The following is an 18,072-nucleotide window of genomic DNA, read 5'->3' as shown; positions in this document are numbered from 1 at the left end:
AGGCCCTCCCGGACCGCGCTTCCGGGAGGGCCTCCTTCACCGCACGGTCACGGCAGGCCCGCGAGCCCGGCCGACACCGTGTTGGCGAACGCGTACCCGTTCGACGCGTCCCAGTTGATCGACCACGTCATCGCGCCGCGGATCGTCGGGTACGTCGTCGACGGCTTGAACGAGCCGCACGACGTTCCTCGCGCCAGGCAGTTCAGCGCCGACACCGTGTTCGCCGGGGCCTGGTACCCGCCGCCCGCCGCCTGCGATGACGCCGGGAGGCCGAGGCCCACCTGGTCCGCGCGCAGGCCGCCCTGGAGCTGGATGCAGGCCAGCGCCGTCAGGAAGTCGACCGTGCCCTGGGCGTACACGCTGCCGTTGCAGCCGAGCATCGTGCCGGAGTTGTAGTACTGCATGTTGACGACCGTCAGGATGTCCTTGATGCCCAGCGCGAGCTGGAAGTAGCCACCCTGCGTGGACTGCATGTCGATCGTCTGCGGCGCCATCGTGATGACCTTGCCGCCGCCGTTGTAGATGCTGCGCAGCGCCTGGCCCATGTACGTCGCGTTGATGCCGTTCTCGAGGTCGATGTCGACGCCGTCGAAGCCGTAGTTCGAGATCAGCGACTTGATGCTGTTCGCGAAGTTGTTCGCCGACGACGAGTCGCTCACGCTGATCGTGCCGTTCTGGCCGCCGACCGAGATGATGACCCGCTGGCCGCGTGCCTGGACTGTCTTGATGTCGGCCTTGAACTGCGCGTCCGTGTAGCCGCCGAGCTGCGAAGACAGGCCCGAGTCGAGCGTGAAGCTCACCGCGCCCGGCGTGCCCGTCGCGTCCGCGAACGACACCGCGATGATGTTGTACTTCGTCGGGACGTCGGCCAGCTTCAGCGCCTTGGCGCCGTTGTAGAAGTTCTGCCAGTAGCCGGTCAGGACGTGCTTCGGCAGGTCACCCTGGGTGGGCGGCGGCGTGGTCGTCGTCGGCGGGGTCGTGGTGGTGGGCGGGGTCGTCGGCGTGGTGGGGGTGGTCGGCGTCGTCGGCGGCGGGGTGCCCGGGCCGTCGAGGCTGACGTCGTCGGCGTAGTACGTCGGCTGGCCGTACCAGCCGTGCAGGTACACCGTCAGCGACGTGCTCGAGCCGGTCGTGAAGCTCAGCGACAGCTGCTGGTAGCCGCTGGTGCCCGGCGTCCACGTGCTGGACGTCGCCGAGCCGGAAACGCCCAGGTAGACGTAGCTGCCCTGGACCCACGCCGACAGCTTGTACGCCGTGTTCGCCGAGACGGTGAGCGTCTGCGAGCACTGCGCGTTGTCCGACGACGTCGGCGTCACGTTCAGGGCGCGGCTCCCGCTGTGGACCGGGCTGCTCACCGCGGTCGGCGGGGAGGTGCACGTCCAGCCCGAGGTGCCGGCTTCGAAGCCGGGGTTGGCCAGGATGTTCGCCGCCGAGGCGTTGCCGGCTAGGACGAACGTCACGCCGAGACTCAGCGCGACCACGGAAAGTAACGAAAGCAGGGCTAGACGAACCTTGGGGACCACGGGCGACCTCCACGAAGGCGGTGAGGCAGGTCACCACAAAATGGACTAGACCAATATGATTGTCAAGGAGCCCCATCCGAAAGTCGGGGCGATGGAAACGGCAGAATGCGAGAATCGGAACCCCGAAGGCGAAGCAGGAGCGTGTAGCAGTGAGCGTGTCGGTCGAGCAGAAGATCGCCGAAGAACTGGGCGTGCGCGAAGGACAGGTCAAGTCCGCCGTCGACCTGCTCGACGGCGGCTCGACCGTGCCTTTCATCGCGCGGTACCGCAAGGAAGTCACCGGGATGCTCGACGACGCGCAGCTGCGCACGCTCGAGGAGCGGCTGCGCTACCTGCGGGAACTCGACGAGCGCCGCCTCGCGGTGCTCGAATCCATCCGGAGCCAGGGCAAGCTGGACGAGGCCCTCGAAGCCTCGATCCTCGCCGCGGACACCAAGTCGCGGCTGGAGGACATCTACCTCCCGTACAAGCCGAAGCGCCGCACGAAGGCCATGATCGCGCGTGAAGCGGGGCTCGAACCGCTGGCCGACGGCCTGCTGAACGACCCGACCACGGACCCGCAGGCCGCGGCCGCGGTGTTCGTCGACGCGGACAAGGGCGTCGCGGACGCGCAGGCCGCCCTCGACGGCGCCCGCTCGATCCTCGTCGAGCGCTTCGCCGAGGACGCCGATCTCATCGGTGACCTGCGCGAGAAGATGTGGGGCCAGGGTCACCTGGTCGCCAAGGTCCGCTCGGGCAAGGAGGAGGAAGGCGCGAAGTTCTCCGACTACTTCGACTTCTCCGAGCCCTACACCAAGCTCCCCTCGCACCGGATCCTCGCGATGCTGCGCGGCGAGAAGGAGGAGGTCCTCGACCTCACGATGTCGCCGGACGAGCCCACCGACGAGCCGCAGGTCGGGCCGACCGACTACGAGGCGCGCATCGCCGCGAAGTTCGGCATCGCCCAGCAGGGGCGCCCGGGTGACAAGTGGCTCGGCGACACCGTGCGCTGGGCGTGGCGCACCAAGATCCTCCTGCACCTGGGCATCGACCTGCGGATGCGGCTGCGCCAGGCGGCCGAGGACGACGCCGTGCGCGTGTTCGCGGCCAACCTGCGCGACCTGCTGCTGGCCGCGCCGGCCGGCACCCGCGCGACGATGGGCCTCGACCCGGGCTTCCGCACCGGCGTCAAGGTGGCCGTCGTGGACGCGACCGGCAAGGTCGTCGACACCCACGTCATCTACCCGCACCAGCCGGCGAACAAGTGGGACCAGTCGATCGCGGAGCTGGCGGCGCTGTCGGCCCGGCACAAGGTCGACCTGATCTCGATCGGCAACGGCACGGCGTCGCGCGAGACCGACAAGCTCGCGCAGGAGCTGATCAAGAAGCACCCTGAGCTGAAGCTCACGAAGGCGATCGTGTCCGAGGCGGGCGCGTCGGTGTACTCGGCGTCGGCGTTCGCTTCGGCGGAGCTGCCGGACATGGACGTCTCGCTGCGCGGCGCGGTCTCGATCGCGCGGCGGCTGCAGGACCCGCTGGCCGAGCTGGTGAAGATCGACCCGAAGTCGATCGGCGTCGGGCAGTACCAGCACGACCTGTCCGAGGTGTCGCTGTCGCGCTCGCTCGACGCGGTCGTCGAGGACTGCGTGAACGCGGTCGGCGTCGACGTCAACACGGCGTCCGCGCCCCTGCTGACCCGCGTCTCGGGCATCACGACGGGGCTGGCGGAGAACATTGTTTCGCACCGTGACTCGAACGGGCCGTTCCGCTCCCGCACGGCGCTGAAGGAGGTCGCGAGGCTCGGCCCGAAGGCGTTCGAGCAGTGCGCGGGCTTCCTGCGCATCCCGGACGGCGACGACCCGCTCGACTCGTCGTCGGTGCACCCGGAGGCGTACCCGGTGGTGCGGCGGATCCTGACGAAGACGGGCACGGACCTGCGCTCGCTGATCGGCAACACGCGGACGCTGTCGTCGCTCAAGCCCGCCGAGTTCGTGGACGAGACGTTCGGTCTCCCGACGGTGACGGACATCCTGGCCGAGCTGGACAAGCCGGGCCGCGACCCCCGCCCGGCGTTCAAGACGGCGACGTTCGCGGAGGGTGTCGACAAGATCGGCGACCTGAAGCCGGGGATGCGGCTCGAGGGTGTCGTGACGAACGTGGCGGCGTTCGGGGCGTTCATCGACGTCGGGGTGCACCAGGACGGGCTGGCGCACGTTTCGGCGCTGTCGAAGAACTTTGTGAAGGATCCGCGCGAGGTCGTGAAGCCCGGGGACATCGTGAAGGTGAAGGTTCTCGAGGTCGATGTGCCGCGGAAGCGGATTTCGCTGACGCTGCGACTGGATGATGAGCCGGGTGCTCCCTCGTCGCGCGGTGGCGGTGGTCGTGACCGGGGCCAGGGCGGCGGCGGTGGCGGTCAGCAGCGCCGTGGTGGTTCGGGTGGCGGCGGTCAGCGCGGTGGTGGCGGTGGTCAGCGCGGCGGCTCCGGGTCCGGATCCGGGTCGAGCGGCTCCATGGCGGACGCGCTTCGGCGGGCCGGGTTCGGCAAGTAGGGCCTGGATTGCCCACAGGCCGGCGGAGTTGTGGACAACTCCGCCGGCCTGTGGCCGGATAGGACGCGCTCGACGATCACGCCCGGATCGGCGAACGAGGCGACGGCTCGACGCAGCAGTCAGGCGGACCGCCGCGAAGCGTCCGTCGGAGGTCTTGACGCAGTAGCCCTGGTCGGCCGCCAGATCAGGGGAGCTTCACCGTCGCGCTCCAGCCGAAGTCGCGACCGTTGAAGCTCAGGTCGTTTTGCCGGTGAAGGAGCCGGTGGTGCCCCATTGCGGATCCGACGCGGGGCTGTCGAGGTCTACCGTGAAGTCGCGCGCGATGCTGACATTTCCCTCGTGCCGCACGGTTCCCCCGGTCTGGGCCGAGGTCAGCTGGGTGCCCCGGTCGGCTCCGCGAGGCCCGGGCGTCGTCGGGTAGGTGACGGTTACTTCCGGCCTCCGGTCTCGTCGGGAACCGGCTCCGGCCGGTTCACCTGCCCAGAGTCGCCCGAAGCGAGCGAACTGCTACACCGGCGTGATCGGCAGCCGCAGGGCTCCCGGGGCCTCCGCCGGTACCACCGGGCTCGATGGCGCCACCGCCGCCACCCGCTGGTACGGCGAACCCAACGCCGGCCGCGGGTCCGCCTCGCCGCGATTCGGCCAGAACGCCATCGCCCGCTCGGCCTGTGCTGTGATCGTCAACGACGGGTTCACCCCCAAGTTCGCCGAGATCGCCGACCCGTCCACCACGTGCAGCCCCGGGTACCCGTACAACCGCTGGTAGGGATCGACGACCCCCGTATCGGGCGAGTCCCCGATCGCGCAGCCGCCGATGAAATGGCCCGTGATCGGGATGTTCGCCATGTCCGTCCACGCGCCCTGGGGCAGCCCGCCGATCTTCGCGGCCACCCGGCGCGTCACCTCGTGCCCCGCCGGGATCCAGGACGGCGAAGGCGCTCCGGAACCCTGGCGAGTCGTCATCCGGCGCCCGAACAGGCCCCGCTTTGTGTACGTCGTCACCGAGTTGTCCAAAGTCTGCATCACCAGCAGCCCGATCATCCGCTCCGACCAGTGCCGCGGGTTGTGGATCCGCAGCAGCTGACCACGCTGCCGCCACAGCTCGCGCAGCCCCAGCACCCAACGACGGCGCCCGGGTGAACCGTCCACCAGCACCGTTGCCATCAGGCCCATCACGTTGCTGCCGCGCCCGTAGCGCACCGGCTCCACGTGCGTCACCTCGTCCGGGTGGATCGATGACGTGATCGCCACGCCGCGCGTGTAGTCCGTGTCCTGGCGCAGCGACCGCGCCGCCAGTACCGCTTCGGAGTTCGTGCGCGCCAGCAGACCCAGTCGTGGGGAAAGCGAAGGCAAAACACCGGTGTCGCGCATGCGGTGCAACAACCGCTGCGTCCCCAGAGCAGCCGCCGAGAACACCACCTGGGACGCCGTGAACGTCCGGTGGGACCGGCGGCCGGTGCGTCGCGTGTCCACCGCGTACCCGCCGGGGATCGGCCGGACCGACACCGCGGTCGTCAGCGGGTGCACCCGGGCTCCCGCCTGCTCGGCCAGGTACAGGTAGTTCTTGACCGTCGTGTTCTTCGCCCCGACCCGGCAGCCGGTCATGCATTCGCCGCACAACGTGCACGACTCGCGCAACGGGCCCGCGCCGCCGAAGAACGGGTCCACTCCGGACTGTCCGAAGTAGACGCCGACCGGCGTGTGGCGGTACGTGTGGCCGATACCCATGTCCTCGGCGACGTCCTGGAGCACGCGGTCCGCGGCCGTCGTCGCCGGGTTCTCGACCACGCCGAGCATCCGCTTCGCCTGGTCGTAGTACGGCGAAAGCTCGTCCTTCCAGTCGGTGATGTGCGCCCACTGGGGATCGGCGTAGAACTTGTCCGGTGGCTCGTACAACGTGTTCGCGTACACCAGCGAACCGCCGCCGACGCCGGAGCCGCTCATCACGAACGTGTTCTTCAGCAACGTCAGCCGCTGGATGCCGAAGCACCCGAGCGCGGGCGCCCACAGGTACTTCCGCAGCCGCCACGACGTCTTCGCGAACTCGTCGTCGGCGAACCGGCGGCCGGTCTCCAGCACGCCGACGCGGTAGCCCTTCTCGGTCAGCCGCAGCGCCGTGACGCTCCCGCCGAAGCCCGATCCGATCACCAGGACGTCGTAGTCCATCACGCCACCACCTGGTAGTCGCCCACGTCCAGCCGCCGGGTCCGGCGGTCGTACTCGGTGACCAGGCCCGGCCAGTTGGTCGTCACGCGGCCGTCGGCCTGGCGGTACCAGCTCGTGCACGCGCTCCACACGCTGTGACCCATCCGCCGCTGCACCTCCCGGTCGTAGCGCTCCTCGACCTCCGGCTTGACGTCCACATAGGACACACCGGGCCGCGCGAGCTGCTCGACCGCCTGGCGGATGTAGCGCGCCTGCCGCTCGATCATGTAGATGATGGACCCGGCGCCCAGGTTGGTGTTGGGACCGTAGACGCAGAACATGTTCGGGAACCCGGGCACGGTGATGCCCAGGTACGCCCGCGCGCCGCCGGCCCAGGCGTCCCGCAGTGACTTCCCGCCGAGGCCGAGCACCTTCAGCCGGCCGAGGAAGTCCGTCGCGGCGAACCCGGTGCCGTACACCAGGACGTCCGCCTCGAGCTCGGTCCCGTCTTCGACGCGCACGCCGCGTGACGTGATCGACGAGATCCGCCGCGTCTCGACGTCGACGTTCGGCTGCGCCAGCGCGGGCAGGTACTCGTTGGTGAACAGGATCCGCTTGCAGCCCAGGGGATAGGCCGGCTTCAGCTTCGCGCGCAGCTCGGGGTCCTTGACGTGCCGGCGCCGCAGCTGCGCCGTCCGCAGCTCGAACACCTTCGCCAGCAGGGGGTGCTTCGTCATCGCGTACGTCGCGTATTCGGCGAGCAGGAAGATCCGCAGCCGGCCGAGCAGCTGCGTGGGCGGCAGGTGCTCGAACAGCCAGTGCTGCCACCGCCGGTAGGTCGGGTCGGACTTCGCCATGACGTACGGCGGCGTGCGCTGGAAGACCGTGACGTGCTTCGCCCGCTTGCGCAGCTCGGGCACGAACTGGACGGCGCTGGCCCCGGTCCCGATGACGGCGACGCGCTTGCCGGCCAGGTCGGCGTCGTGGTCCCAGCGCGCCGAGTGGAAGGCGTCGCCGCCGAAGCTCTCCCGCCCCGGGATCTCCGGCAGCACCGGCCGCGACAGCTGGCCGACGGCGGGGACGAAAACGTTTGCCTCGTACGTTTCGCCGCTCCGCGTCTCGACGCTCCAGACGCCGCGCCCCTCGTCGAACGCGGCGCCGGTGACCTCGGTCCGGTAGCGGATGTGCGGCTCGAGCCCGTACTTGGCGATGACGTTCCGCAGGTAGCCCAGGATGTCCGGCTGGTGCGAGAACCGCTTCGGCCAGCGCGGGTTCGGCTCGAACGAGAACGAGTAGAGCGGCGACGGGATGTCGCACGCGGCGCCGGGGTAGGTGTTGTCCCGCCAGACGCCGCCGGGCCCGTCCGCGCTCTCGAGGATCGTGAAGTCCGTGAACCCGGCGCGCTTCAGCTCGATCGCCGTACCGATGCCGCCGAAGCCGGTGCCCACGATCAGCACCGACGGCCCCTTCGCCGAACTACTCATGCGAAAAAGCTACGCAGCCGAGGCCTGTGACAACAGGCCACGAACGGTCACCCGATCGAGAATTCCGGCCAGCTCTCACTCTGGTGGGTTGATGCGCACCTCCTGACCCTTCGCGGCCGGCTCCGCCCAGGTCAGCAGCCGCTCGGCCGCGCTCTCCAACGCCGCGAGGTCCCGCTTCGGCAGCTTCTCGAACAGCGACAGCTCCAGCACCGCGGCCTTGCGCTCCCAGAAGCCCCGGACGTACCCGCCGACCAGCAGCGTGCCCTTGACCAGGCCGTTCTGGGTGATGACGCGCTTGCGGCAGTCGTCGGAGATCACTCGGGTGCGGTCCGCGTACGACAGGATCGTCTGGTCGAACGGACCCAGCAGCCGGGGCGGCGCCGGGACGTCTTCGTCCGGCACAGTCAGCTCCGGCAGGTCCAGCAGCTCGCGCCCGTCCTCGTCGCGATACCGCTGGAGGTCCATCGAAGCCGCCACCTCGCCCAGCCGGGTGATGCCCGCCCACGTCTGGACATCGGCCACCGTCGCCGGGCCGAACGCGCGCAGGTAGCGCGAGATCAGCGAAGCGGGCGAAGGCGGAGGTAGCGACGCGCCCACCCACTGGTCGAGACACGCGTACGTCGTCTGCCCGGCCTTGCCCCAGATCGCCCGCGGCGGAGTCTGGACCAGCGGCAACCGCCCCCGGGCCAGGTGCGTCAGGGAGGCCGCGGGGACGTCCCAGCGCCGCGCCAGCTCGGCACCCAGCGCTGTGCCGGACAACGCCGAAGCGGCCAGTAGCTCACGCGCCGCCGAGGCGACGACGTCGTGATCAAGGCCGGCCAGCGCCTTCGCGTGCAGCGTGTTCGTCTTGAGATCGCGGTCGTACAGCACCTGGACCACCGGCCGCCACGCCAGCGCGTCCGCCGCCGTCACCAGGTGGACCGTGCCGCGCATCAGCGCGATCCGGACCACCTGCCTGCTCTCCAGCAGCGAGGCCAGGTCCGCGGGCCGGAAGCCGTGCAGCCGCGCCCACAGCGCGTAGTACGGCGGGAACGGCGCCTGCGCCTGGAGGCCCGCGAGGTGCTCGACGGCGTCGAGCGCGGACATCTTCGCGCGGCGAAGCAGCAGCTGGCGCTCCAGCGTCGCCCGGTTCAGTGCCTGTCGGCTCACCGTCGTGGTCACCGGGCCACCCTAGCGAGCGGCACCGACAGTTCCGGGTCCATAATCCGGCCATGGCCGAGCTCGCCGCGCCCGCCGTCGGGGACTGGGACTTCCCGCGCGGCACCGCGAGCATCGAGCTGATGACCCGGTTCGCCGCCGACCGCGGCCTGCCCGCCGGAAAGCTGCTCGCCGCGACGACGCTCTCGCCGGAGCTCCTCGCCGACCCGTCGGTGCAGGTCGACGCGCGTCAGGAGCTGGCTGTCGTCCGCGCGCTGGCCGAGCTGGACGGCTCGGACGCGACGGCCATGGAGCTCGGGCGCCGCTACCGCGTCACCACCTTCGGCATCTTCGGGTTCGCCTGCATCAGCAGCCCGACGTTACGGGACGCGATCCTGTTCTCCCTGCGCTACTTCGACCTCAGCTTCGCCTTCTGCATCCCGCACGTCGAGCTGGAGCGCGACCGCCTGACGCTGGAGCTGGACGACAGCCGCGTCCCCGCCGACGTCGCCCGGTTCCTCGTGCTGCGCGACCTGGCGGCGATCTTCTCGGTGATGCGCGACCTGCTGCCGGAGATCGCGCTGGACGACCTCTGCTTCCGTCACGAGGCGTCCACAGTGGACGGATACGGGACGACGTTCGGCGTGCTGCCGCGGTTCGGTGCCGACGCCTGCCGCGCGACGCTCGACGCCGCGCTGCTCATGCTGCCGCTGCCGCAGGCCAACGAGCAGACCGTCGCCCTGTGCGCCGCACAGTGCGAAGCGCTGGTCGCGCGCAAACGCCGGCGTTCGGGCATCTCCCAGCAGGTCCGGGAGCGGCTGGTCCGGCTCGGCGGCGTCGACGCCGGGATGGACGAGATCGCCCGCCAGCTGACGCTCAGCACGCGCACGTTGCGGCGGCGGCTGACCGAGTCCGGCACCAGCTACCGCGCGCTGGTCGACGAGGTCCGTCAGACGCTGGCCGAAGAGCTGCTCGACACCGGCGTCCTGTCGGTCGAGGACGTCGCGTACCGGCTCGGGTACGCGGAGGCGTCGAGCTTCATCTACGCGTTCAAGCGCTGGACCGGGATGACGCCGGCGGCGTTCGCCCGGCGCTTCCGGGCCGCTCGGCAAGCACCGCCGGGTAGGTGAGCTTCAGCAGGTTGAGGATCGAATCGGTGAGAAAGGTGCGCAGGGCGGCGCGGTCGAGCGTGCCGCGGATCAGCCATTCGCGCGACGCGGCCCGCAGCAGGCCGCCGAACGACCGGATCATCGCGCGCAGCTGCTCCCGGCCGTCGGTGACGTCGGTCATCAGCGCGGCTTCCAGCACCCGGTCGGCGGCGATCTCGTCGGCCTCGAGCATGATCCGCTCGATCTCGGGGTCGCGGCCCGCGGACTCGGGGCCGATCACGGTCAGCCAGGCGTCGCGGTTGCGGTCCACGACGTCGATCCACCGTTCGACGCCGATCGCGAGCCGCTCCTCCATCGTGGTGTCCGGAAGCGCTTCGGTGACCGGTGCCGGCACGATCATCATCTGCCGCACGACTTCCAGGTAGAGCTCGCGCTTGCCGCCGAAGTAGTGGTTGATGAGCGGGCGCGCCACCCCGGCCGCCTCGGCGATGTCCGAAGTGGACACCGAGGCGTAGCTGCCCGCGCCGAACAGGTGCCGGGCGGCGGCGAGGATCTCCGCACGCCGTTCGGCCGGTTCGAGGCGGCGTCGCCGCGGCCGGGTCCCACTGGTCACCCGCTCAGCCTCGCGGGGGAGCGGCACGCTGTCAACAAGTAGTTGACCTGTCGTCAAAAGAGTGACTCCGGTGGCGGGCAACGGGTGTTTCGCGCCAACCTTTGTCGTTACGCAACCGGAACAACCGGCCGGTAACTTCCCGGCGCCCGGATGCGACGAGACGGCAGGGACCCGCGACCGGGGGCAGGAGCAGATGAGCGAAGAAGACGCGCCGATCCGGCCGGCCGGACGCTGGGTGAGCGTCCGCCTGCAGCATCGTCACGTCAGTTTCGACGACGGCTTCGAAGCGGACGAGCCCCTCCCCGACGGCGACTGCGCGGACGAGGAGTCGTTGTCGTACTCGGGAATCGTGATCACGGGCTACGACGAGGGGTCGAAGGTTTCCGAGCGCTGGATCCCACTGGGCGTCGACCCGTCCGAAGCGGACGACGAGCAGCTGATCGAGCAGCTGCGCGAAGCCCTTCTCTGGCAAGCGGGGCGGCCGCCCCAGGTTGCCGAGGACTGACGCTACGACGTGGTGCGCAGGCCCTCGAAAGCCACCTTGCACACCGCGTCCGCCACCTCCGTCGCCGACGATCCGCGCCGCGGCTTGTACCACTCGATCAGCGAGTTCACCATGCCGAAGATCAGCCGCGCCGTCACCGCCGGGTCGACGTCGGGGCGGATGTCGCCCTCTGCTTCCGCCTGCTTCACCAGGTCCGTCACCAGCAGGTCGAACTCGCGCCGGCGGGTCAACGCCGCGCGCTCCACCTTCGTGTTGCCGCGCACCCTCAGCAGCAGCGTCACGAACGGCAGCCGGTCGGCCAGCACCAGCACGCTGCCGCGCACCAGGTGCTCGAGGCGGTCGATCGCGCGGCCGTCGAGGCGGTCCGTCGAGGCCGCCACCTCGAACAGCCCGTCCAGTGCCCGGTCGACCGCCAGCCGCAGCAGTTCCTCCTTGCTGGGCACGTGGTGGTAGATCGCCGACTTCGTGATGCCGAGCTTGCGGGACAGGTCCTCCATGCTCGTGCCGTCGTAGCCGCGCTCGTTGAAGAGCTTCACCGCCACCTGCAGCAGTGATTCGAGGTCGTAGCCGGGGCGCCCGCGCCGGGGCGCCGTCACGGCTTCTCCCGCTGGTCGACGATGCGCCGCATCTTGCCCATCGACCGCTCGAGGGTGTCCGGGTCGACGACGTCCACCGACACCGTCACCCCGACGCCGTCCTTCACGCCCGAGATCAGCGCGGCGGCGGCCTGCTCCCGCGAAGCAGCCGAAGCGTCGTGACGCGCCTCGACCAGCACCGTCAGGTGGTCGAGCCGTCCGCGCGTCGACCGGACGAGCTGGAAGTGCGGGCTCAGCGATTCCGTGCGCAGCACGATTTCCTCGATCTGCGTCGGGAAGACGTTGACGCCGCGGAGGATGATCAGATCGTCCGTGCGGCCGGTGACCTTGTCCATCCGGCGGAACGCCGGGCGCGCGGTCCCCGGCGACAGCGCCGTCAGGTCGCGGGTGCGGTAGCGGATGATCGGCAGCGCCTGCTTCGTCAGGGACGTGAACAGCAGCTCGCCGGTTTCCCCGCTGCCCAGGACCTCTTCGGAGTACGGGTCGATCACCTCGGGGAAGAAGTGGTCCTCCCAGATGTGCAGGCCGTCCTTCGTCTCGACGCACTCCTGCGCGACGCCCGGGCCCATCACCTCGGACAGCCCGTAGATGTCGACGGCGTCGATCGCGAACCGCTCCTCGATCTCGGTGCGCATCTGCTCGGTCCACGGCTCGGCGCCGAAGATGCCCACCTTGAGCGAGCTGGCCCGCGGGTCGACGCCCTGGCGCTCGAACTCGTCGAGCAGTGTCAGCATGTACGACGGCGTGACCATGATGATCTCGGGCTCGAAGTCGGTGATGAGCTGCACCTGGCGGGCCGTCATGCCGCCCGACGCGGGGATCACCGTGCAGCCCAGCTTTTCGGCGCCGTAGTGCGCGCCGAGACCGCCGGTGAACAGGCCGTAGCCGTACGCGTTGTGCAGCTTGTGGCCCGGACGGCCGCCGGCGGCGTGGATCGACCGGGCCATCACCGTCGCCCAGGTGTCGATGTCCTGCTCGGTGTAGCCGACGACGGTGGCCTTGCCGGTGGTGCCGCTGGAGGCGTGGATGCGCCGCACCTGGTCCTGCGGCACGGCGAACATCCCGAACGGGTAGTTCTCCCGCAGGTCCTGCTTCGTCGTGAACGGGAACTTCGCCAGGTCGGCGAGCTCCTTGCAGTCGTCCGGGTGGACGCCGGCCGCGTCGAACTTCCGGGTGTACGCGGGCACGTTCGCGTAGGCGTGCCTGAGCGTCCACTGCAGACGCTCCAGCTGCAGGGCGGCCAGCTCGTCCGCGCCGATGTTCGCCTCGATCATGGTCAGTCCCGTTTCGCGGAGAGGACGCGGCTGCGGCCGCGGAATTCGGCGACGACCTCGGGCCCGCCGGGGGTCTCCCGGTGCACGGTGACGTCGTAGATGCCGTTGCGGCCGTAGCGGGTGCGCTCGGTGGCCGTGGCGACGAGGTGGTCCCCGAGCCGGCCGGCCGCGACGAACGAGATTTCGGCGCCGGAGGCGACCGTCACCGGCCCGTGGGTGTTGCAGGCGCAGGCGAAGGCGGTGTCGGCGAGCAGGAAGACGTAGCCGCCGTGCGCGATGTCGTGGCCGTTGACCATCGCGCCGGTGATCGTCATGGTGGCGACGGCCCGGCCGTCACCCGCCTCGACCAGTTCGATGCCCAGCGCGCGTGAGGCCTCGTCAGCGGCGAACATCGTGTGGGCGGCGTTGGTCATGGACCCTCCGTGCCTGACTTACCGAATGGACGGTCACCTCGCGGTGTCGCTCAGTAAAGGCAGTGGCCGGGGGCCGTGTCAAGCGTCCGCCCCTTCCGATCTAGGGGCCCGGCAGCTACCATGCAAATAACTGAACGTCCGGTAGGTAATTCGGTGGAGGTCGGGACCTGATGGCAGTGCTGCGCAGCTACGTCTCCGGGGAGTGGCACACGGCGGACGACGGCGTCCCGTTGCACGACGCGGCCACGGGCGAGGAGGTCGCCCGGATCTCGTCGGCGGGCGTCGACTTCGCGGGCGCGCTGGAGTACGGCCGCCGGGTCGGCGGCCCGGCGCTGCGGGAGCTGACGTTCCACCAGCGTGCGGCCCTGCTGAAGGCGCTGGCCTCGCACCTGCGTGAGCACCGCGAGGAGCTGTACGCACTCTCCGCGCGCACCGGCGCGACGCTGGGTGACTCGAAGTTCGACATCGACGGCGGCATCGGCGTCCTGTTCAGCTACGGCTCGAAGGGCAAGCGCGAGCTGCCGAACGACACCGTCTACGTCGAGGGCGCCGTCGAGCCGCTGAGCAAGGGCGGCACGTTCGTCGCCCAGCACATCGCGACGCCGCTGCGGGGCGTCGCCGTCCAGATCAACGCGTTCAACTTCCCGGTCTGGGGTCCGCTGGAGAAGTTCGCGCCCGCGTTCCTCGCCGGGGTGCCGAGCCTGGTCAAGCCGGCCAGCTCGACGGCGTACCTGACCGCGCGGCTGGTCGAGCTGATCATCGAGTCCGCGATCCTGCCCGAGGGCTCGCTGCAGTTCGTCGCCGGCAGCGTCGGCGACCTCCTCGACCACGTGACCGCGCAGGACCTGGTGTCCTTCACCGGTTCGGCGTCCACCGCCCAAAAGCTGCGCGCGCACCCGGCGATCATCCGCAACGCCGTCCGGTTCAACGCCGAGGCCGACTCGCTGAACTGCTCGATCCTCGGCCCGGACGCCGTCAGGGGCACCACCGAGTTCGACCTGTTCGTCAAGCAGCTGACCAGCGAGATGACGGTCAAGGCGGGGCAGAAGTGCACCGCCATCCGCCGTGCGTTCGTCCCGGCTTCGCTGCTCGACGACGTCGCCGAAGCTGCTTCGGCGCGCCTCGCGAAGGTCACCGTGGGCAACCCGACCGCCGAGGGCGTCCGGATGGGCGCGCTGGCCAGCCTGGAGCAGCGTGAGGAGGTCCGGCGGTCGCTGAAGGCGCTGCTGGACGCCGGGAGCGTCGTGTTCGGCGACCCCGAGCGGGTCGACGTCGTGGACGCCGACGCCGAGCGTGGCGCGTTCATCTCGCCGGTGCTGCTCAAGGCAGACCCGGAGCGCTCGGAGCCGCACGAGGTCGAGGCGTTCGGCCCGGTCTCGACGCTGATGCCCTACACGTCCACCGAGCAGGTCGTCGACTTCGCCGCGCGCGGTGGCGGCAGCCTGGCCGGATCCGTGGTCTCCGCGGACAGGGAGTTCGTGCGCGACGTCGTCCTCGGCGCGGCGCCGTTCCACGGCCGCCTGCTGGTGCTGGACGCCGAGGACGCCAAGGAGTCCACCGGGCACGGTTCGCCGATGCCGCAGCTGGTCCACGGCGGCCCCGGCCGCGCGGGCGGCGGCGAGGAGATGGGCGGCATCCGCGGTGTGCTGCACCACATGCAGCGCACCGCCGTCCAGGGCTCGCCCGCCGTGCTCAGCGCCGTGACCGGCCGCTGGGTGACCGGCGCGCCGCGCACCGAGGGCGACGTCCACCCGTTCCGCAAGTCCCTGGCGGAGCTGAAGATCGGCGACTCGGTGGTCGCCGGGCCGCGCACGGTCAGCCAGGAAGACGTCGACCACTTCGCCGAGTTCACCGGCGACACGTTCTACGCCCACACCGACCCCGAGGCGGCGGCCGCGAACCCGCTGTTCGGCGGGATCGTCGCGCACGGCTACCTGGTCGTCTCGTTCGCCGCGGGTCTGTTCGTCTCGCCCGAGCCCGGCCCGGTGCTGGCCAACTACGGCCTCGAAAACCTGCGGTTCCTCACGCCGGTCAAGGTCGGTGACTCGCTGACCGTGACGCTCACCGCCAAGCAGATCACCCCGCGGATCGACCAGGAGTACGGCGAGGTCCGCTGGGACGCCGACGTCACCAACGCCGACGGCGAGTCCGTCGCGAAGTACGACGTCCTGACCCTCGTGTCGAAGGAGCAGCCGTGACCGCTGTCGCTTCCCTTGAGGAGCAGTTCGAAGCTGTCATCGAGCGTGATCAGCGCATCGAACCGCGCGACTGGGTGCCCGAGGGCTACCGCAAGACGATGATCCGGCAGATCGCGCAGCACGCGCACTCGGAGATCATCGGCATGCAGCCGGAGGGCAACTGGATCACGCGCGCGCCGTCGTTGCGGCGCAAGGCGATCCTGCTGGCCAAGGTCCAGGACGAAGCCGGCCACGGCCTCTACCTGTACTCGGCGGCGGCGACGCTGGGCGCCGACCGCGCGGACCTGACCGACAAGCTGATCACCGGCAAACAGAAGTACTCGTCGATCTTCAACTACCCGACGCTGACCTTCGCCGACGTCGGCGTGATCGGCTGGCTGGTCGACGGCGCGGCGATCTGCAACCAGGTGCCGCTGTGCCGGTCGTCCTACGGGCCGTACGCGCGGGCGATGATCCGGATCTGCAAGGAAGAGTCGTTCCACCAGCGGCAGGGCTACGAGCTGCTGATGACGATGATGCGCGGGACCCAGCAGCAGCGGGACATGGTCCAGGAGGCCGTCAACCGCTGGTGGTGGCCGTCGCTGATGATGTTCGGCCCGCCGGACGCCGACTCGCCGAACACCGCGCAGTCGATGGCGTGGAAGGTCAAGCGCCACACCAACGACGAGCTGCGGCAGCGCTTCGTCGACATGTCGGTGCCGCAGGCGGCCGCGCTCGGCGTCTCGTTCCCGGATCCTGCGCTGAAGTGGAACGCCGAACGCGAGCACTACGACTTCGGTGCCGTGGACTGGGACGAGTTCAAGAACGTGTTGAAGGGCAACGGCCCGTGCAACGCGTCGCGCATCGCCCACCGGCGCCGCGCGCACGATGACGGCGCGTGGGTCCGGGAAGCCGCGGTGGCACACGCCGAGAAGAAGGGTTCGCGATGAAGCACGACTGGCCGTTGTACGAGGTGTTCGTCCGGGGCAAGCGCGGGCTGAACCACGTGCACGTCGGCTCGCTGCACGCGGCCGACGACGAGATGGCGCTGCACCACGCGCGTGACCTCTACACGCGGCGCAACGAAGGCGTGTCGATCTGGGTCGTGCGCGCGTCGGACATCACGGCGTCGTCGCCGGACGAGAAGGACCCGTTCTTCGCGCCGAGCGGCGACAAGGTCTACCGGCACCCGACGTTCTACGACATCCCCGAGGAGGTGCCGCACATATGAGTTTCGACAACGTCTACGAGTCGCTGACCGAGGAGAACGACGCCCGCTGGGCGTTCGGCACCGGCTTCGAGGACCCGCTGTCCGGTGTGGACACTTCGGTTCCGTCCGGTGTGGACGGCGCTCAGCTCGCGGCGTACTGCCTGATGCTGGGCGACGACGCGCTGATCTTCTCGCACCGGCTGCAGGAGTGGTGCACCAACGCGCCCGAGCTGGAGGACGAGGTCGCGATCGCGAACATCGGCCTCGATCTGCTCGGCCAGGCGCGGCTGCTGCTGGCGCGCGCCGGCAAGGCCGACGGCTCGTCGCGCACGGAGGACTCGTTCGCCTTCGACCGCGTGGAAAACGAGTTCCGCAACATCCGGCTCGCGGAGCTGGGCGGCGGCCACTTCGGGCACCTGATCGCGCGGCTGTTCGTGTTTTCGACGTGGCGGCTGGCCCTGCTGCAGCGGCTGGTGTCGTCGGTGGACCCGGTGCTGTCCGCGATCGCGGACAAGGGCGTCAAGGAGGTGACCTACCACCGCGACTACGCGGCGCAGTGGCTGGTCCGCCTCGGCGACGGGACCGAGCTGTCGCACGAGCGGATGCAGGAGGGACTCGACGCCGTCTGGCCGTACGTGGGGGAGCTGTTCCGCACGCATGCCTGGGAACTCGTCGACGCCGCCTCGTTGCGGCCGGAGTTCGATGCGGTGCTGGACCAGGCGCTTTCCGCGGCAACGTTGGTGCGGCCGTCTTCGGGCGAGCTCGCCGGCGTGTCCGGGCGGACGGGCCGCGACGGCGTCCACACCGAGCAGATGGGGTTCCTGCTGGCGGAGCTGCAGAGCGTGGCCCGGGCGATGCCGGGCGCGCAATGGTGACCGCCGAGGCCGTCGCGGCCACGGTCACCGACCCCGAGCTGCCGATGCTGACGCTGGCGGACCTGGGCGTGCTGCGCTCGGTGTCCGAGTCGGAAGGACGCGTCGTCGTCGCGATCACGCCGACGTACACGGGCTGCCCGGCGATGGACACGATGCGCGACGACCTGGAGCACGCGCTGGTGTCGGCGGGTTTCGCGGACGTCGAGATCCGGACGCAGCTGTCGCCGGCGTGGACGTCGGACTGGATTTCGGCTGCGGGGCGCCGGAAGCTGGCGTCGGCCGGGATCGCCCCGCCGGGCGCGGCCCCGCGGCGGAGGGGCCCGATCCCGCTGACGCTGTCGGCGCCGGTCTCGCGGGTCGCGTGCCCGCTGTGCGGGTCTTCGGACACCGAAGAGCAGTCCCGCTTCGGCGCGACGGCCTGCAAGGCGCTGCGGCGCTGCCGGTCGTGCGCCGAGCCGTTCGAGCACGTCAAGGAGATCTGAG

16 protein-coding genes are annotated in these 18,072 nt (G+C 70.2%); 8 read left to right on the top strand and 8 right to left on the bottom strand.

The window, feature by feature from the left end; genetic code table 11:
- Nucleotides 1-47: 47 nt before the first annotated feature.
- The gene (locus ACZ7PG_RS44985) at nucleotides 48-1,523 is read right to left on the bottom strand and encodes a chitinase (RefSeq protein WP_470245331.1); all 1,476 of its coding nucleotides are present in this window, start codon (nucleotides 1,521-1,523) and stop codon (nucleotides 48-50) included.
- A 149-nt stretch (nucleotides 1,524-1,672) separates the two neighbouring features.
- Between ACZ7PG_RS44985 and ACZ7PG_RS44980 the strand changes: the two genes are divergently transcribed.
- Nucleotides 1,673-4,051, top strand: coding sequence for a Tex family protein (locus tag ACZ7PG_RS44980; RefSeq protein WP_470245330.1), 2,379 nt, complete (start codon nucleotides 1,673-1,675; stop codon nucleotides 4,049-4,051).
- A 507-nt stretch (nucleotides 4,052-4,558) separates the two neighbouring features.
- On the opposite strand, the gene ACZ7PG_RS44975 is transcribed toward ACZ7PG_RS44980, so the two are convergent.
- From ACZ7PG_RS44975 to ACZ7PG_RS44965, 3 genes are all read right to left on the bottom strand, one after another.
- Complete coding sequence (locus ACZ7PG_RS44975; protein WP_470245329.1) at nucleotides 4,559-6,217, bottom strand: GMC oxidoreductase; 1,659 nt, start codon at nucleotides 6,215-6,217, stop codon at nucleotides 4,559-4,561.
- Nucleotides 6,217-7,680 (bottom strand): flavin-containing monooxygenase, encoded by a 1,464-nt coding sequence (locus ACZ7PG_RS44970; RefSeq protein ID WP_470245328.1) that lies wholly within the window; start codon nucleotides 7,678-7,680, stop codon nucleotides 6,217-6,219. The genes ACZ7PG_RS44975 and ACZ7PG_RS44970 overlap by 1 nt, the downstream gene beginning before the upstream one ends.
- A gap of 75 nt (nucleotides 7,681-7,755) precedes the next feature.
- Nucleotides 7,756-8,841 carry a winged helix DNA-binding domain-containing protein gene (locus ACZ7PG_RS44965; RefSeq protein ID WP_470245327.1) on the bottom strand — a complete coding sequence of 362 codons (1,086 nt, stop codon included), beginning with the start codon at nucleotides 8,839-8,841 and terminating at the stop codon, nucleotides 7,756-7,758.
- Nucleotides 8,842-8,891: 50 nt separating this feature from the next.
- Here ACZ7PG_RS44965 and ACZ7PG_RS44960 point away from each other — a divergent pair, with 50 nt between their 5' ends.
- Nucleotides 8,892-9,947 carry an AraC family transcriptional regulator gene (locus tag ACZ7PG_RS44960; RefSeq protein ID WP_470245326.1) on the top strand — a complete coding sequence of 352 codons (1,056 nt, stop codon included), beginning with the start codon at nucleotides 8,892-8,894 and terminating at the stop codon, nucleotides 9,945-9,947.
- On the opposite strand, the gene ACZ7PG_RS44955 is transcribed toward ACZ7PG_RS44960, so the two are convergent.
- Complete coding sequence (locus tag ACZ7PG_RS44955) at nucleotides 9,868-10,539, bottom strand: TetR/AcrR family transcriptional regulator (protein ID WP_470245325.1); 672 nt, start codon at nucleotides 10,537-10,539, stop codon at nucleotides 9,868-9,870. The two genes, ACZ7PG_RS44960 and ACZ7PG_RS44955, sit on opposite strands and share 80 nt — an antisense overlap.
- 193 nt (nucleotides 10,540-10,732) lie before the next feature.
- On the opposite strand from ACZ7PG_RS44955, the gene ACZ7PG_RS44950 reads away from it, so the two are divergent.
- Nucleotides 10,733-11,044, top strand: coding sequence for a hypothetical protein (locus ACZ7PG_RS44950; RefSeq protein ID WP_470245324.1), 312 nt, complete (start codon nucleotides 10,733-10,735; stop codon nucleotides 11,042-11,044).
- A 2-nt stretch (nucleotides 11,045-11,046) separates the two neighbouring features.
- Here ACZ7PG_RS44950 and ACZ7PG_RS44945 read toward each other — a convergent pair whose 3' ends face one another.
- From ACZ7PG_RS44945 to paaI, 3 genes are read right to left on the bottom strand one after another with little or no spacing between them, the layout of a single operon-like run.
- Nucleotides 11,047-11,640: a TetR/AcrR family transcriptional regulator gene (locus ACZ7PG_RS44945; RefSeq protein ID WP_470245323.1), complete on the bottom strand. Its 594-nt coding sequence runs from the start codon at nucleotides 11,638-11,640 to the stop codon at nucleotides 11,047-11,049.
- Nucleotides 11,637-12,914, bottom strand: a complete 1,278-nt coding sequence (gene paaK / locus ACZ7PG_RS44940; protein WP_470245322.1) for a phenylacetate--CoA ligase PaaK — start codon at nucleotides 12,912-12,914, stop codon at nucleotides 11,637-11,639. The genes ACZ7PG_RS44945 and paaK overlap by 4 nt, the downstream gene beginning before the upstream one ends.
- Before the next feature lie 2 nt (nucleotides 12,915-12,916).
- Nucleotides 12,917-13,327 (bottom strand): hydroxyphenylacetyl-CoA thioesterase PaaI, encoded by a 411-nt coding sequence (gene paaI, locus ACZ7PG_RS44935; RefSeq protein WP_470245321.1) that lies wholly within the window; start codon nucleotides 13,325-13,327, stop codon nucleotides 12,917-12,919.
- Nucleotides 13,328-13,497: 170 nt separating this feature from the next.
- Between paaI and paaZ the strand changes: the two genes are divergently transcribed.
- From paaZ to paaD, 5 genes are read left to right on the top strand one after another with little or no spacing between them, the layout of a single operon-like run.
- On the top strand, nucleotides 13,498-15,525 hold the full coding sequence (gene paaZ, locus ACZ7PG_RS44930; RefSeq protein ID WP_470245320.1) for a phenylacetic acid degradation bifunctional protein PaaZ: 2,028 nt from the start codon (nucleotides 13,498-13,500) through the stop codon (nucleotides 15,523-15,525).
- On the top strand, nucleotides 15,522-16,454 hold the full coding sequence (gene paaA, locus ACZ7PG_RS44925) for a 1,2-phenylacetyl-CoA epoxidase subunit PaaA (RefSeq protein WP_470245319.1): 933 nt from the start codon (nucleotides 15,522-15,524) through the stop codon (nucleotides 16,452-16,454). The genes paaZ and paaA overlap by 4 nt, the downstream gene beginning before the upstream one ends.
- Nucleotides 16,451-16,735: a 1,2-phenylacetyl-CoA epoxidase subunit PaaB gene (gene paaB / locus ACZ7PG_RS44920; protein WP_323332469.1), complete on the top strand. Its 285-nt coding sequence runs from the start codon at nucleotides 16,451-16,453 to the stop codon at nucleotides 16,733-16,735. Before paaA ends, paaB begins: the two co-directional genes overlap by 4 nt.
- The gene (gene paaC, locus ACZ7PG_RS44915) at nucleotides 16,732-17,589 is read left to right on the top strand and encodes a 1,2-phenylacetyl-CoA epoxidase subunit PaaC (RefSeq protein WP_470245318.1); all 858 of its coding nucleotides are present in this window, start codon (nucleotides 16,732-16,734) and stop codon (nucleotides 17,587-17,589) included. Before paaB ends, paaC begins: the two co-directional genes overlap by 4 nt.
- Nucleotides 17,583-18,071, top strand: coding sequence for a 1,2-phenylacetyl-CoA epoxidase subunit PaaD (gene paaD / locus ACZ7PG_RS44910; RefSeq protein ID WP_470245317.1), 489 nt, complete (start codon nucleotides 17,583-17,585; stop codon nucleotides 18,069-18,071). The genes paaC and paaD overlap by 7 nt, the downstream gene beginning before the upstream one ends.
- The last annotated feature ends 1 nt before the right edge of the window (nucleotide 18,072 follow it).

Source organism: Amycolatopsis sp. NPDC114504 (assembly GCF_055633595.1).
The sequence above is the reverse complement of the archived record's forward strand: the minus strand, read 5'-3'. Positions and strand labels throughout refer to the sequence as shown.